Source organism: Niallia sp. HCP3S3_B10 (assembly GCF_052064465.1).
Taxonomy (GTDB): domain Bacteria; phylum Bacillota; class Bacilli; order Bacillales; family Cytobacillaceae; genus Niallia; species Niallia hominis.
Map to the genome: position 1 here is coordinate 1 of NZ_JBQHVO010000040.1, position 13,746 is coordinate 13,746.

The following is a 13,746-nucleotide window of genomic DNA, read 5'->3' on the forward strand; positions in this document are numbered from 1 at the left end:
GAAAATGTTCAATCTTATAAAAAGATAGAAAACTCTCACCTGCATTTTAGAAAAACGTGCATCTTTTAAAGTGCTATGAATATTTCAGGTAATTATTGAGAATGAAGAAACCACATCAGATTTGCTATCTTTTTTTAAGGCACAGAATTTTGCCTGTATTAGAGAAAATTCTATAAAAAAAGTACTTTTTTGGTTGGAAAAGGAATCAATAGATCTTGTTTTAATTTCCAATTATTCTAAGTACAAAAATATTTTTGAAGAGATCCGAAGTTCTTCATCCGTACCAATTGTTCTTATATTTAATAACAGGAAAAAATCGGACTTAATCAAAACTTTAAGAGAAGGGGCAGATGTCTGTTTATTTGAACCAATTAATAAAGAGGAATTATTAGCAAGAGTAACAGCAATTCTAAGGAGAAGTAGGAAAAAGAACCAAAGTACGATTCGATTTAATGGTCTTATTTGGAGGGAAGATTCATATGACCTAAAATTTTTTCATCAACCTATTTCTCTAGCCCCAAAGGAGTTTACTATTTTGGGATTCCTTTTAAAAAATCCTGACAAAGTGATTACCCATGGTGAAATGGTCACAACTATCTGGGGGAAAAGAACTGCGGTTAGTGAACGTACCGTGCATTCCTATATAAGAAATATCAGACATAAATTAAAAGAAGCAGGGTTTCCTATTGATTTACACTTAATAACTATTTGGGGTGTAGGTTATCGGTGGGATACCCATGGGTTAAATTCCGAAAATATAGAAGTGAGTTTTTCTGCTACTGAAAAGTAATAAAGGGGTACCTTCAGGAAAAACGTATTTACAACGTAATTACATAGGCCAATTCTCAACCGTTTAACTGAGATTTAAGCTTTTTTGTAGACTTTCAACTTCCTTTAACTATACAAATTTTTATTAGTGGATTTAAATTATTGGCTATTGAAAAATACGGCGATCAATAAAAGTCGCCGTATTGATTGAATAATTTATTTTTCAAATTAAGATGCCATTTTGCGACAAACTTCTGCACATTTAAAGCAAGATTCTGCGCACTTTTTGCAGTGTTCAGCATGGCTATGCTGTTCGCATATTTTCCCACACGCTTCACAAATTTCTGCACATAGACGACAAATCTGCTTAGCGACTGGGCTATCTGATTGCATTGCCTTTGCTGCTAACGCACAAATATCAGCGCATTCCCGATTAATGCGAATACATTCAGCCATCATTTTTACATCTTCTTCTTTTAAACAAGCATCATAACATCCATTACATGCTTCCATACATTCCAAACAGGCTTTGATACACTCTTCATATGACATTGTCATCTTAAAATCCTCCTTTGAATAATTAGGTCCTAATGGAATACAGAGTATTGTTTCCTAGTTGAAGTATTTTATCCTAACCATGACATTTTTTTCGTTTATTCGATTTAACACTCTATTTTACTTTTGGCAATATTCATCATAAGTTTGATGCGATTAAGCTGATTTACTTTGCTTATACTCGAATCATAGTCAATTGAAACAAGATTGGCATTAGGATAATCCTTTTTAATGGCGTTAAACATTCCCCTTCCAATTACTTGGTTTGGCAGACAACCAAATGGCTGCACACAAATCACATTTTCGACACCGGTGTCCATGAGTTCTGCAATTTCTCCTGGTAAGAGCCATCCTTCACCCATTTGATTTCCTAAACTTAAATAGTTTGATGCTTTACCTGCAATTTCAGTAATTTCCAATGGTGCTTCAAAGCGTTCACTCTCCAATAATGCAGTCCGTATTGGACTTCGGTAATATTCAATAAATTCAATCGCCACTTTGCCAAGCCCTGCATTTATTTTTGACATTCCAAAATGATCTGCTTTGAAGTTGCGATTATAAAGACCATATAAAAAGAAATCAATAAAGTCAGGAACAACGGCTTCTCCTCCCTCTTTCTCGATAATGTCGATAAGCTGATTATTAGCATAAGGGTGGAATTTAATAAGGATTTCACCAACAATACCAATACGTGGTTTGTTCATGGGCATTACATTAATCTGCTTAAAATCTTTTATCATCGAATGGACAACTTTTTTATATTCTCTCATTGAAAAGTATTCTAGCAATTCTTTACAGTGCTCTTCCCATTTATCATACAGTGCTTCAGAGGTCCCTTTTACTATTTCATATGGTCTGACTGCCAATTTTAATCTCATCAGGAGATCACCAAGACATGCAGCAATAACGAGTTTTTTTACCAACGGAAGGGTTACTTTAAATCCTGTATGATTGACTCCGTCTATTCCACCAGCATTCAATGAAAGGACCGGAACTTGAGACATTCCAGCACTTATTAATGCCTTTTTCAGAAGTGGTAAATAATTGGTTGCCCGGCATCCTCCACCAGTCTGTGACATAATAACGGCAGTCCGGTCTAAATCATATTCGCCACTTTTCAAAGCTGCGACCAATTGACCTATTGTAATAATAGCCGGAAAACAAGCATCATTATGAACATACCGTAATCCCTCTTCCACATCATGATTGGAGACTCTCTTAATAACCTTCATATGATAACCATGAAGTTGAAATGCTTTTTCAAATAGCGAAAAATGGGTAGGCAGCATCTGTGGAGCTAGAATGGTATAGCCTTCTTTCGATTCCTTAGTAAAAATCTCTTCGTGTCTTTTCTGCAAAGGTTTAACCTTTGCAGAAGCCACACCCGATTCTCTTTCATCCATGGCTGCCTTTAATGAACGAAGACGAATTCTGGCCGCACCAAAGTTACTTACTTCGTCCATTTTTATCCAAGTATATAGTTGATCATCTTCAGCCAAAATTTCTTCGACCGTATCCGTCGTAATAGCGTCAATTCCACAGCCAAAAGAAGTTAGTTGTAGTAATTCCAATTGAGGGTATTTTTTTACCACATCTGCAGCACGATACAAACGGGAATGAAAGGTCCATTGATTGACTGATCCTACATGTTTCTGCTCTGGAACAAGGTGTGCAATGGAATCTTCAGTTAAAACGGCCATTCCCAGGCGAATAATTTCATCCGGTAATCCATGATTAATGCCTGGGTCAATATGATACGGACGAGCCGCCATCACAATTCCCTTTTTATTTTCTTTTTCTAATTGCGCTACTACTTCTTCGCCACGCTGATGCAGCCATTCTATATATGCCATTTGTTCTCGTTCAGCTTCCTTTAAAGCTTGCTTAATTTCCAGTTTCGAAATATCCCCAAAACAAATGAACAATTCCTTCACAAGGGAAGTTGATTTTTCAATGGATAAAAATGGGTTTAAAAATTGAATATGATATTCTGTAAATATTCTATCCATATTTACGCGAATGACTTCAGGGTAAGAAGCAACAATTGGACAATTATAATGGTTTTGTTGCATTTCATTTTCCTTCTTTTCATACACGATAGAAGGATAAAAAATTTTCTCTACTCCTTTTTCTATTAAGTTCATGATATGTCCATGAGTAAGTTTTGCTGGATAACAAACCGATTCAGATGGTAGGGTTTCTATTCCCTTTTCAAACATCTCTTTACTTGAATGGTCTGATAAAATAACTTCAAATCCAAGCTCAGTTAAAAATCGGTGCCAGTATGGATAATTCTCATAAAAGTTTAATACGCGAGGAATGCCAATCTTCCCTCGGTATGCAGCCGTCCCTGTTACACCTGTCCGATGGAACAAATGGTGTAATTTTTCTTTAGCCAAATTAGGTAAGGTACTTTTAACTTTTGGTTTTCCGGCACCCCGTTCACAACGATTTCCAGTAATGAATGTTTGTCTATCCGCAAAACGGTTAATCGTAAGTGGGCAGCGATATCCACAAAGTCCGCAGCGTCGATGCGTGGTAGTCACTTGAAATTCATGAAGACTTTCAGCAGGAAGAAGTGTCGATTCCTCCCCTACTTTTCTTCTTTGTTTAGAAAGTAATGCACTTCCATAAGCGCCCATCAGTCCAGCTAAATCAGGCCGAACGACTTCTCTTCCTGTCAATTTTTCAAAGGTTCTTAATACAGCATTATTTAAAAAGGTTCCACCTTGTACAACGATTTTATTTCCCATTTCGTCTGCTGATTTCAGTTTGATAACTTTATAAAGAGCATTCATGACAACTGAATACGATAAACCCGCGGAAATATCAGCAAGGCTTGCTCCTTCCTTCTGCACCTGTTTCACTTTTGAATTCATAAAGACTGTACAGCGAGATCCGAGATCTACCGGATTTTTTGCAGTTAATGCAAGTTGGGAAAAATCTTGAACAACCTGCCCTAATGTTTCGGCAAAACTTTCTAAGAATGATCCACACCCAGATGAACATGCTTCATTTAGAATAATCCGATCAATGATGCCATCCTTGATTTTAATACACTTCATGTCCTGTCCGCCAATATCAATGATAAAATCAACATCAGGCTGAAATTGCTTTGCTGCTTGATAATGAGCAACTGTTTCGATTTCACCATCATCCACGTGAAAGGCTGCTTGAATTAATTTTTCACCGTATCCTGTAACGGTTGACCGAGAAATAGTAACTTCATTTGGAAGAACTTGATACAAGCTGATTAATCCTTCTCTAACGGTTTCAATGGGATTGCCCTTATTTTTTTCATAAAAATGAAACAATACTTCGTTATCCTCACCAATTAAAACCATTTTTGTTGTTGTTGATCCAGCATCAATGCCTAAATAGGTATTTCCTACATATGTAGAAAGGGGTCTCTTTTTTACTGTTGCTTGACGATGACGTTGATAAAAAGCTTCTAACTCCCGAATATCTCTAAAAAGAGGCTCATTTCCACTGGAGGCAGAAGACACTTTTGCTTCATTCATATCGGTTAATAGCTGTATGATTTGCTCTATTTTGATCACATCATTTTTTTCACTTTCTAAAGCTGCCCCTACCGCTACATAGTACTGTCCATCCTGGCTATACATGACTTGTTCATCTTTTAAATGGAGGGTTTCAATAAACCGTTTCCGAAGTTCTGGTAAAAAAGTTAACGGCCCACCTAAAAAAGCAACATTTCCACGAATCGGTCGGCCATTAGCAAGACCGGCAATCGTTTGGTTGACAACCGCTTGAAATACCGAAGCAGCTATATCTTCACGTCTTGCCCCTTCGTTTAGGAGTGGTTGGATATCCATTTTAGCAAATACACCACATCTTGAAGCAATCGGATAGATCTTTTCAGCTGAAGCAGCAAGGTCATTAAGACCTGCAGCATCTGTATTTAATAATGATGCGATTTGATCGATAAAAGCACCTGTACCACCTGCACAAGCTGAATTCATCCGTTGCTCCATTCCATTTGTTAAATAAATTAGTTTCGCATCTTCTCCACCGAGTTCAACGATAACGTCGATATTTGGCATAGTGGACTTGACTGCCTCTGTACATGCAACCACTTCTTGAATAAAAGGAACACCCATTCCCTTACATAAACCTAATCCTGAAGAACCACTAGCATTTATTTTTAATTCAGCAGTTGGAACCTTTTGAGCTAAGGTACTAAATAGATGTAAAATTGTATTTTTAATATCAGAAAAATGTCTCTGATATGATTTGAAGACAATTTCTTTATTGTCGTTAAGTACGACCATTTTGGCTGTTGTTGAACCAACATCAAGACCTATTTGAAACTTCATTTCAATCCCTACCTTCCTATAATCCTCGTTTTATCTCCACTTTAAGTTTAAATACGTTTGTTAAATTAAATATGAGTTAATGATAAGAATTACATAAGAATTACCAGTATCAACAGGAATAAGTAAAAATTTTTATTTATATTTAAGCTTCTTCTCATATTCATCTCATTCTCCCTTTGTAAACTTAAAAGAGAAATAAAAAGTGATACGAAAAGGAGAATATAAAAATAATGAGCAAGGATATATCAACTGTTCTATTTGACCTTGATGGAACGATTTTGGATACAAACCAATTAGTAGTTGCTTCCTTTCAGCATACATTAAAAAAACATCTGAATTTAGATGTAGATGAAAAGGAATTGAAACGCTATTTTGGTGAGCCATTAACAAAAACTTTTCAAAGGTATTATTCAGGTAATATTAACGAATTGTTGCATACTTTCCGTCAATTTGACGTCGCGAACCATGATGCACTTACTAGTTTCTTTCCTCATGCGAAAGAAGTGATACAGCTATTATCAGATAAAGGTATCAAGTTAGGGATTGTCACTTCCAAACATAATTATATGACTAGTCGGTGTAGTCATTTAGACGAAATAAGCAACTTTATTCACACCATTATTACCTTTGACGATGTAACTAATCCAAAACCAAATCCCGAGCCAATAGAAAAAGCATTATATGCATTAGCTGAATCACCTGAACATGCATTAATGGTCGGGGATAGCGTCGAAGACATTATTAGTGCAAAAAATGCGGGTGTACGGAGTGTATTTGTGTCATGGAGTGAGTTAAAAAAGGAGGAACTGGTGGACCAGCCTGACTTTGTGCTGGACGACTTTCTTGACCTTTTAAAAATTATTAACTCTGAAAAGGGTACCGTCAGGAAAGCCCGTTTATCCTGATGGTACCCTATAAATAAATTTATAATAATGAAACTGTAAGAACAAAAGGAATTAATAAACGATAACTAGATTTTACAACCAAAGGGAATCCATTGTGATTCCCTTAAAAACACACTGATATCAACAATTTTACTAATTTTCACCCATCAAGAGAACCGGTTCATATATTGAAATAGGATCTTTTTGATTAATAGAAGTTAATATCTATTATTTTATTAATCACTTTTTCTTGGTAGGTAACAGAGCCTGGATAATTCCTAACTGTAAAAATTTATGGATTCTTCCATTTAGTACTCCATAATCCCCTAATGTTCTCCCCGATCGATGCACTATTTTGATAATATAATCTATTACTCCTGAATTTAAAGATACTAAACGTTCAAAAAGCTCTCTTTCACCCTCTAACTTTCTATCTAAAATATTGCTCAAATCTCGTTCATAACAATCAACACGATTATGTAAAATATTTTGAATGGCCATTTTGCCTGAAATACAGGCAGTATCTATCCCTCCACCATGTAATGGGGAAACTAAGCCAGCTGCATCTCCTGCAAGCAACACATTATCATATACCAATCTATCCAGCTTTACAGTAGGACATAGCCCACCCATTTTCTTTGTTATTTTATAAGAAGACAGCCCTTCTTTTTCAAGTACTCTATCTAGCTTTGCCCATAAATTTAATTTAGTTGATTTAAAAACTCCTAGTCCAACATTTGCTTCGTTTTTTGATTTTGGAAAAATCCAGTAATATCCTGTATAAGGGTCCTCAAGTACTAACTTAATTCTCCCATAATATTCGCTAAAATCACCTGCCAATGTGTATTGGACCGTAACTGCAGATGTATCTTTATAATATTTATGGAATCCATATACTTGAGAAGTTATTGAAATAGCTCCTGAACTGTCAATGATCCAATCGTATTCCCAAACGAGTTCTATAAAGAATTCCTTCGTTATAGTAATGTTTTCGATAATGTTTACGCCTAATGATCTTGCTTCTTCAGCTAAACCTTTTTGCCATTCACGTCGATCAATCATCCAAATATTTATTTTGTCGTCACAGGGAAATACATACTTTGATTTTATTTTGAGTTCTATTTCTTCTACCTTAAACCTAACCCCATATCGGGGTTTCCCAAGCATGTTTAATGTATCAAAAAAACCTTCCGCACATCGAATGTTTTCACCAATTTCCAACTTTTCATATAACGTCACGCTTAATCCGCTTTTTGCTCCTTCTATTGCTGCAGTTAAACCTGCAGGGCCACCTCCAATGATTGCAATCTTTTGCAAGTTAATTCTCCTTCCCTTATTTCAAAGTACCTTTGCATTTTGGGGCTTATTGATTTAAAAAGTCCGATTTCTCCATACCTTTGAATGAAGAAATCGGACTTTTATTATGAATCTTGAAGAACTTTTAGAATGACTATTCTTCAGTAATCTTTACAACCTTATATTTTTCATTTGCTAATGATTCATGAATGGCTTGGTCACTTACTTCATTATGACTTTCAACCAATGCACTTTTATCTCCTAAGTTAACGGAAGCTTCCGTAACTCCCTCAATTGATTTTAAACATTTAAGAACCGTATCGGCACATCCTTCACATTTCATTCCTTCTATGGTTAGTTTCTTTTTCATTAAATATTTCCCCTTTCATTTATTCATTTTTATTTCATTCCTTCTAAATAGAAGAAGGTTTAAAACGTTTTAGTCTCAACGCATTGAGTAATACTGATACAGAGCTAAAACTCATAGCTGCAGCTGCAATGACCGGGCTTAATAATGGGCCCCCAAAAAGGAAAACAATTCCCATTGCAAATGGAATTCCTGCCGTATTATAACCAAATGCCCAGAATAAGTTTTGCTTAATATTTCGAATGGTTGATCTACTTAATTCAACTGCGGTAGGAACATCCATCAAATCACTTCTCATTAAGACAATATCAGCTGATTCCATTGCAACATCGGTACCTGATCCAATGGCTATCCCAACATCGGCTTGTGCAAGTGCAGGTGCATCGTTAATTCCATCTCCAACCATTGCGACTTTTTTGCCTTCTTCTTGCAGCTTTTTCACTTCATTCGCTTTATCTTCTGGTAGAACTTCACTTAGTACCCGATCGATGCCAACTTGCTTGGCAATGGCTTCAGCGGTACGTTTGTTATCACCAGTAATCATAGCAACTTCTATACCCATTTTGTGAAGTTTTTGGATTGCTTTTATGCTATTTTCTTTAACCGTATCTGCTACCGCAATAATACCGGCAATTTTATCATTCATCGTAATATACATTGGAGTTTTCCCTTGACTGGCTAATTCATCTGATGTTTTAGATAAAGATCCTAATGATATGTTACGATCATCCATTAATTTTCGGTTTCCTAATAACATATGGTGGCCGTCAATGGTTACTTCAATTCCATGTCCTGGGATCGCTTTAAAGGCCTGCGTTTTCTTGAAGTTCATTCCTCTTTCTTCAGCACCTTTAACGATTGCATCACCTAATGGATGTTCAGAACCCTTTTCAGCAGATGCTGCTAAAATTAATAGTTCTTCTTCGGAAATACCATTTGCTGTAACAATGTCAGTGACTTTTGGTTTCCCTTCCGTTATCGTTCCAGTTTTATCAAATACAATGGTTTGAATTTTATGCGTAGTTTCTAGAGCTGTACCACTTTTAATCAGAACGCCGTGTTCCGCTCCTTTACCAGTTCCAATCATAATGGCTGTTGGTGTAGCTAAACCTAGTGCACATGGGCATGCGATAACTAAAACTGAGATGGCAATAGTTAATGCGAAAATACCTGTTTGACCTCCAAAGTACCAGGCTAATCCTGAAAGGACAGCAAGCCCAATAACAATTGGCACAAAGTAACCTGAAATAATATCAGCTAATTTAGCAATAGGAGCTTTTGAGCCCTGCGCATCTTCTACTAATTTAATAATTTGAGATAGGGCCGTGTCTTTACCAACCTTTGTTGCCTTGTATTGGATCGTACCATTTTTATTGATACTGGCGCCTATTATATTGTCTCCTGCGTTTTTTTCTACAGGAATGCTTTCCCCTGTTAACATGGACTCATCAACAGCCGTTGTCCCCTCAACGACAATACCATCCACAGGCATTTTTTCACCTGGTTTAACGATTAAAATGTCGCCTACAACCACTTCGTCTATCGAAATTTCCACTTCTTGATCATTTCTTAAAACAATAGCAGTCTTAGGAGCAAGACCCATTAATTTTTTTATGGCTTCTGATGTTTTTCCTTTTGTTAAAGTTTCAAGGTATTTTCCTAATGTAATTAAAGTTAAAATAACGGCTGCCGTTTCATAATATAATTCACTGGCATAACTTGAATTTCCTAAATAAATCATGACTGTCGCAAAAATACCGTATAAAAAGGCTGCACTTGTTCCTAAAGCTATCAAGCTATCCATATTTGGGTGTCCTCTAAACAAAGTATTATATCCAACTGTATATATCTTCCTATTTACGATAACCACTGGTATGGTTAACAGTAACTGAATCAGTGCAAAGGCTTCTGGATTCATCATCGGATCAATAATTCCAGGTAATGGTGCCCCCACTATATGGCCCATGGCGATGTAAAGTAATGGAGCAGTAAATACGGCTGATATCCAAAATCTTTTCCATAGTTTTTTAATTTCTCTTTGTTTTTTCGCTTTATCTTCGTCAATGGACTCTTCAGATGCAATGTCTTCATGCGCTTCGTAACCTGCATGGGAAACAGCTTGAATGATATCCGAAGTTGATACCACCGAAGAATCGTATTCAATACTCAATTTTTCCGTTGCTAAGTTCACATTGGATTCCAATACGCCTTCTAATTTTCTTGTTGCTTTTTCAATCGTTTGAGCACAGGATGCACAGGTCATACCTGAAATAGCAAAGGTCTTCTTTTCTGTATTTGCCACAGCTTTATATCCCGCTTTATCAACAGCTTCTTGAATATCTTGTAATGAAATCGCATTTTCATCATATTGAATATTCATTTTTTCGGTTGCTAGATTCACACTTGATGACTTCACACCAGGTAGCTTTTTTGTCACTTTTTCTATTCTTTGGGCACATGATGCGCATGTCATGCCTTCTATATTTAACGTTTTTTCAGCCATTCTCTTAACCTCCCTTATTTATATTCTTTTAGGAAAAGTTTGGTTTTGGGATTTCCCAACCTTCCACATTAAAACACTGATCCTCTATAGAATCTGTAATGTCTTTTAAGTCAACCTCATGTAAATCAAAGGTTATGTTGATCTTTCCTTCATTAGGAAGGACATAGATGGATTCAATACCGTCTAACTTCCCAATCTTTCCTTCAATTAGATTTATGCAATGTTCACATGTCATTCCTTGAACATTAAGTATTACCTGATTCATAACAGTCCTCCTTTTTTCTAATTGATTATTTTCATTTTGAACTGACCCTATTAACCACTTCATTAATTCAGATCGAGATAAAACTTTCTTAACATTAATTTCTTTTTCCTTTAAGTGGTTGATCACTTTGTCAATCGAGAACAAGCAATTTCTCCCCATTCGTTACTTCTTCATTTAATTCTTTTATCCACCATACGGATATAGGGTATATTTTTATTAAAAAAAAATAAAATTCCAATAACAGAATCTATCTTGTTTTTTTATTGGTGCTTTTCAAGCTTTAAGTTATACTTTTCATTTTTTCATTAATCTCTGAATCGATATTAGCATTTCATCTAAAACTTCCATATCACCTTTTTGAATTCTATCTACAACACAGTTTCTCATATGACCTTCTAGTAGAATTTTTGCTACACTATTTAAAGCTGCTTGGCTTGCAGAAATTTGTGTAATTACATCATCACAATACACATCTTTTTCAATTAATCTTTTAATACCTCGAACTTGTCCTTCGATTCGATTTAGCCTGGTTACAAGATTATGTTTTACCTTTTCTGAATTATGGCTTTTTCTTTCCTTTGAAATAGAGTAATAGCTTTCTACAGTTATTGGACTATTTTCTAAATCGGGCGCCATTTTCATTTCCTCCTTTATACTTACATTGTACCTTACCCCCCTACCCTATGTAAAGCAAATTCTTTTTTATCCTTTTACTTCTCCTTAAGAATACTATTTAATGGTGATGTCCTGAATGTCTGCCTTTACTATGATTATGCCCTGAGTGATCATGACCAAATAGGTGCATAAGTGGACAAAGTAGGAATATTCCCCATATTAGCCAATCCCATTTCCCATATATAGCTGCTACAATTCCAATAATTATTACTAATAAAATAGGTATTGCTAGCTTTTTAAGTGTCAACGTATTAAACCTCCTTCTATTCTATGGTTTAAGTTTAAATCCTTAAGTTAAATTTAAACTGAGATGAAGATAAGAATTACATAAGAATTAAAAGGGTTAACCTATCTATAAATCAAAGCATGTCTTGAACTGTTTTCTAATTATCTTTTGGATCTTCTTTATCATCACCGTCAGATACTTCATTAAACTCTATATCCTGTTGATATTCTCTAAAGGACGAAGGGTTGAAATCAGCAAAGGCTAATCCCAATATCGTCCAAACAAAAAAACATTTTCAGTTTCTTTCCATTGAGGATTTCTCTATTTTCGCCATCCTTACACTTTAGTATGATTTGATTAACATTTGATAAAAAGAAAACTCCCAACCTAGAGTTTTCTCCTTGAATGTAGTTTATCAACATTTATGAACATAGAAAACCAAATAAAATTACAAATATCGAAAATAAATTTATTAGTTGATTCACTTTAATAAACGAGAGGCAAGTAAATGATAAATTCAGTACCCTCTTCTAATTTGCTATTAACGACAATTCTTCCTTGATGTTCGTCGATTATCCACTTTGCAATCGATAACCCTAAACCTGTGCCGTCTGGGGATTGTTTTCTTGCTGATTCAGTTCGATAGAACCGATCAAAAATATATGGTATCTTCTCCATTGGGATCCCAATCCCAGTATCTTTTATTTGAATAACCGCCTGTTTTTTCTCTTCCGTAACCATTACATAAATTCTTCCTTTTGGATTGGTATACTGAATAGAATTATCAAGGAATATGATTAATAATTGTTTGATTAAATCCTGATCGCCCCATACCATTACTTGGTCTTTAATTTTTGATTCTATTAAAACTGCTTTTTCCCATAATTCCATTTCTACTAATACTTCAGTTGTAATGGTAGATAAATTAATAATATTTTTTTGATAAATTTGCCCTGCATCAGCACGTGCTAGTGATAAAAGGTCCGAGACTAATTTTGACATTCGGATGGCTTCATTCCTAATATCCTCTAGAATCTCTTCTCTTTCTGATTCCGGTATATTTTTCATCTTGTGTAAAATATCCAGGTTTCCTCTAATAGTCGTTAATGGTGCACGCAGTTCATGGGAGGCATCAGAAAGGAATCGTTTTTGATTTTTATAAGCCTTTTCTAAGCTATCCAGCATTTGATTAAAAGTCCCCGTTAATTGTCCTAGTTCATCAGGAGGACCTGTATATAAGACGCGTTGTTCAAAATCTTGGGAAGCCGTAATCGCTTTAGCTGTTTTTCCAATTAAATCCACTCTCCATAATGTTTTTTTTGCCAAAAACCAAGCAGCTATAGAAGCTATGATAATACCTATTCCACTTAAACCGATTACTGTCCACTTAAATCTTTTTAAAGATCTATCAATAGAATCTAATGAATATAAAGTCTCGATATAGCCTATTTTTGATTGATCAAGATAAATAGGATTAATCTTTATCCTTATCCTTATTCCATTCTTATCCGTAACAGTTTGGAATTCTGAGCCATCTAAAAAGACCTTTTCCTTTGAAAATGGATGATTTTTTAAAAATAAATGAGAAGTCGTTTGAATAAGCTCATCTTTTTTCCCCTTTATCATTACGGCATATTCATTAATCGTTAAGGAATCAACTGACATATTTACTTTCTCTAATGGGGTTCCTTTTTTTAACTGTCGTGTAATCTCCTCCTGTACGTGAGAAGATATATTCGTAAGCATTTTATCTCCAGCTTCATAGGATGCTTGTTTATGAGTGTAATAAATAATAGAAATGACTAAAGCCATAATGCTTCCAAAAAGTAGGCAATTCCATAAAGTGAGTCTTAATCGGATGGGCATGGAT

At 35.3% G+C, this 13,746-nt stretch carries 11 protein-coding genes; 2 read left to right on the forward strand and 9 right to left on the reverse strand.

Going from position 1 to position 13,746, the window contains the following annotated elements:
- Positions 1 to 193 precede the first annotated feature (193 nt).
- Positions 194 to 790 (forward strand): response regulator transcription factor, encoded by a 597-nt coding sequence (locus tag ACTNDN_RS16325; RefSeq protein ID WP_197030901.1) that lies wholly within the window; start codon positions 194 to 196, stop codon positions 788 to 790.
- A 206-nt stretch (positions 791 to 996) separates the two neighbouring features.
- Here ACTNDN_RS16325 and ACTNDN_RS16330 read toward each other — a convergent pair whose 3' ends face one another.
- Together ACTNDN_RS16330 and ACTNDN_RS16335 are read right to left on the reverse strand one after the other, a co-directional pair.
- Positions 997 to 1,326, reverse strand: a complete 330-nt coding sequence (locus ACTNDN_RS16330; protein WP_031539133.1) for a four-helix bundle copper-binding protein — start codon at positions 1,324 to 1,326, stop codon at positions 997 to 999.
- 104 nt (positions 1,327 to 1,430) lie between these two features.
- A complete protein-coding gene (locus ACTNDN_RS16335; protein ID WP_441131542.1) occupies positions 1,431 to 5,660 on the reverse strand; it encodes an acyl-CoA dehydratase activase-related protein in 4,230 nt (1,409 codons plus the stop codon).
- A 230-nt stretch (positions 5,661 to 5,890) separates the two neighbouring features.
- On the opposite strand from ACTNDN_RS16335, the gene ppaX reads away from it, so the two are divergent.
- Positions 5,891 to 6,565, forward strand: coding sequence for a pyrophosphatase PpaX (gene ppaX, locus ACTNDN_RS16340; RefSeq protein ID WP_031539138.1), 675 nt, complete (start codon positions 5,891 to 5,893; stop codon positions 6,563 to 6,565).
- A 219-nt stretch (positions 6,566 to 6,784) separates the two neighbouring features.
- Here ppaX and ACTNDN_RS16345 read toward each other — a convergent pair whose 3' ends face one another.
- The 7 genes from ACTNDN_RS16345 to ACTNDN_RS16375 form a co-directional block, all read right to left on the reverse strand.
- Positions 6,785 to 7,861 carry an NAD(P)/FAD-dependent oxidoreductase gene (locus ACTNDN_RS16345; protein WP_051641004.1) on the reverse strand — a complete coding sequence of 359 codons (1,077 nt, stop codon included), beginning with the start codon at positions 7,859 to 7,861 and terminating at the stop codon, positions 6,785 to 6,787.
- A gap of 133 nt (positions 7,862 to 7,994) precedes the next feature.
- The gene (locus ACTNDN_RS16350) at positions 7,995 to 8,210 is read right to left on the reverse strand and encodes a heavy-metal-associated domain-containing protein (protein ID WP_031539142.1); all 216 of its coding nucleotides are present in this window, start codon (positions 8,208 to 8,210) and stop codon (positions 7,995 to 7,997) included.
- Between the two features lie 43 nt (positions 8,211 to 8,253).
- Positions 8,254 to 10,710: a heavy metal translocating P-type ATPase gene (locus ACTNDN_RS16355; RefSeq protein ID WP_031539144.1), complete on the reverse strand. Its 2,457-nt coding sequence runs from the start codon at positions 10,708 to 10,710 to the stop codon at positions 8,254 to 8,256.
- 28 nt (positions 10,711 to 10,738) lie between these two features.
- Complete coding sequence (locus ACTNDN_RS16360; RefSeq protein ID WP_031539145.1) at positions 10,739 to 10,975, reverse strand: cation transporter; 237 nt, start codon at positions 10,973 to 10,975, stop codon at positions 10,739 to 10,741.
- Positions 10,976 to 11,269: 294 nt separating this feature from the next.
- Positions 11,270 to 11,611 carry a metal-sensitive transcriptional regulator gene (locus tag ACTNDN_RS16365; RefSeq protein ID WP_031539146.1) on the reverse strand — a complete coding sequence of 114 codons (342 nt, stop codon included), beginning with the start codon at positions 11,609 to 11,611 and terminating at the stop codon, positions 11,270 to 11,272.
- A 97-nt stretch (positions 11,612 to 11,708) separates the two neighbouring features.
- Positions 11,709 to 11,897: a DUF2933 domain-containing protein gene (locus ACTNDN_RS16370; protein ID WP_031539147.1), complete on the reverse strand. Its 189-nt coding sequence runs from the start codon at positions 11,895 to 11,897 to the stop codon at positions 11,709 to 11,711.
- 465 nt (positions 11,898 to 12,362) lie between these two features.
- Complete coding sequence (locus tag ACTNDN_RS16375; RefSeq protein ID WP_160314245.1) at positions 12,363 to 13,742, reverse strand: HAMP domain-containing sensor histidine kinase; 1,380 nt, start codon at positions 13,740 to 13,742, stop codon at positions 12,363 to 12,365.
- Between the last annotated feature and the right edge of the window lie 4 nt (positions 13,743 to 13,746).

Coding starts and splice junctions, on each gene's coding strand:
- ACTNDN_RS16330 (WP_031539133.1), bottom strand. CDS start 1,326: ATGACAATGTCATATGAAGAGTGTATCAAAGCCTGTTTGGAATGTATG.
- ACTNDN_RS16335 (WP_441131542.1), bottom strand. CDS start 5,660: ATGAAGTTTCAAATAGGTCTTGATGTTGGTTCAACAACAGCCAAAATG.
- ppaX (WP_031539138.1), top strand. CDS start 5,891: ATGAGCAAGGATATATCAACTGTTCTATTTGACCTTGATGGAACGATT.
- ACTNDN_RS16350 (WP_031539142.1), bottom strand. CDS start 8,210: ATGAAAAAGAAACTAACCATAGAAGGAATGAAATGTGAAGGATGTGCC.
- ACTNDN_RS16355 (WP_031539144.1), bottom strand. CDS start 10,710: ATGGCTGAAAAAACGTTAAATATAGAAGGCATGACATGCGCATCATGT.
- ACTNDN_RS16360 (WP_031539145.1), bottom strand. CDS start 10,975: ATGAATCAGGTAATACTTAATGTTCAAGGAATGACATGTGAACATTGC.
- ACTNDN_RS16365 (WP_031539146.1), bottom strand. CDS start 11,611: ATGGCGCCCGATTTAGAAAATAGTCCAATAACTGTAGAAAGCTATTAC.
- ACTNDN_RS16375 (WP_160314245.1), bottom strand. CDS start 13,742: ATGCCCATCCGATTAAGACTCACTTTATGGAATTGCCTACTTTTTGGA.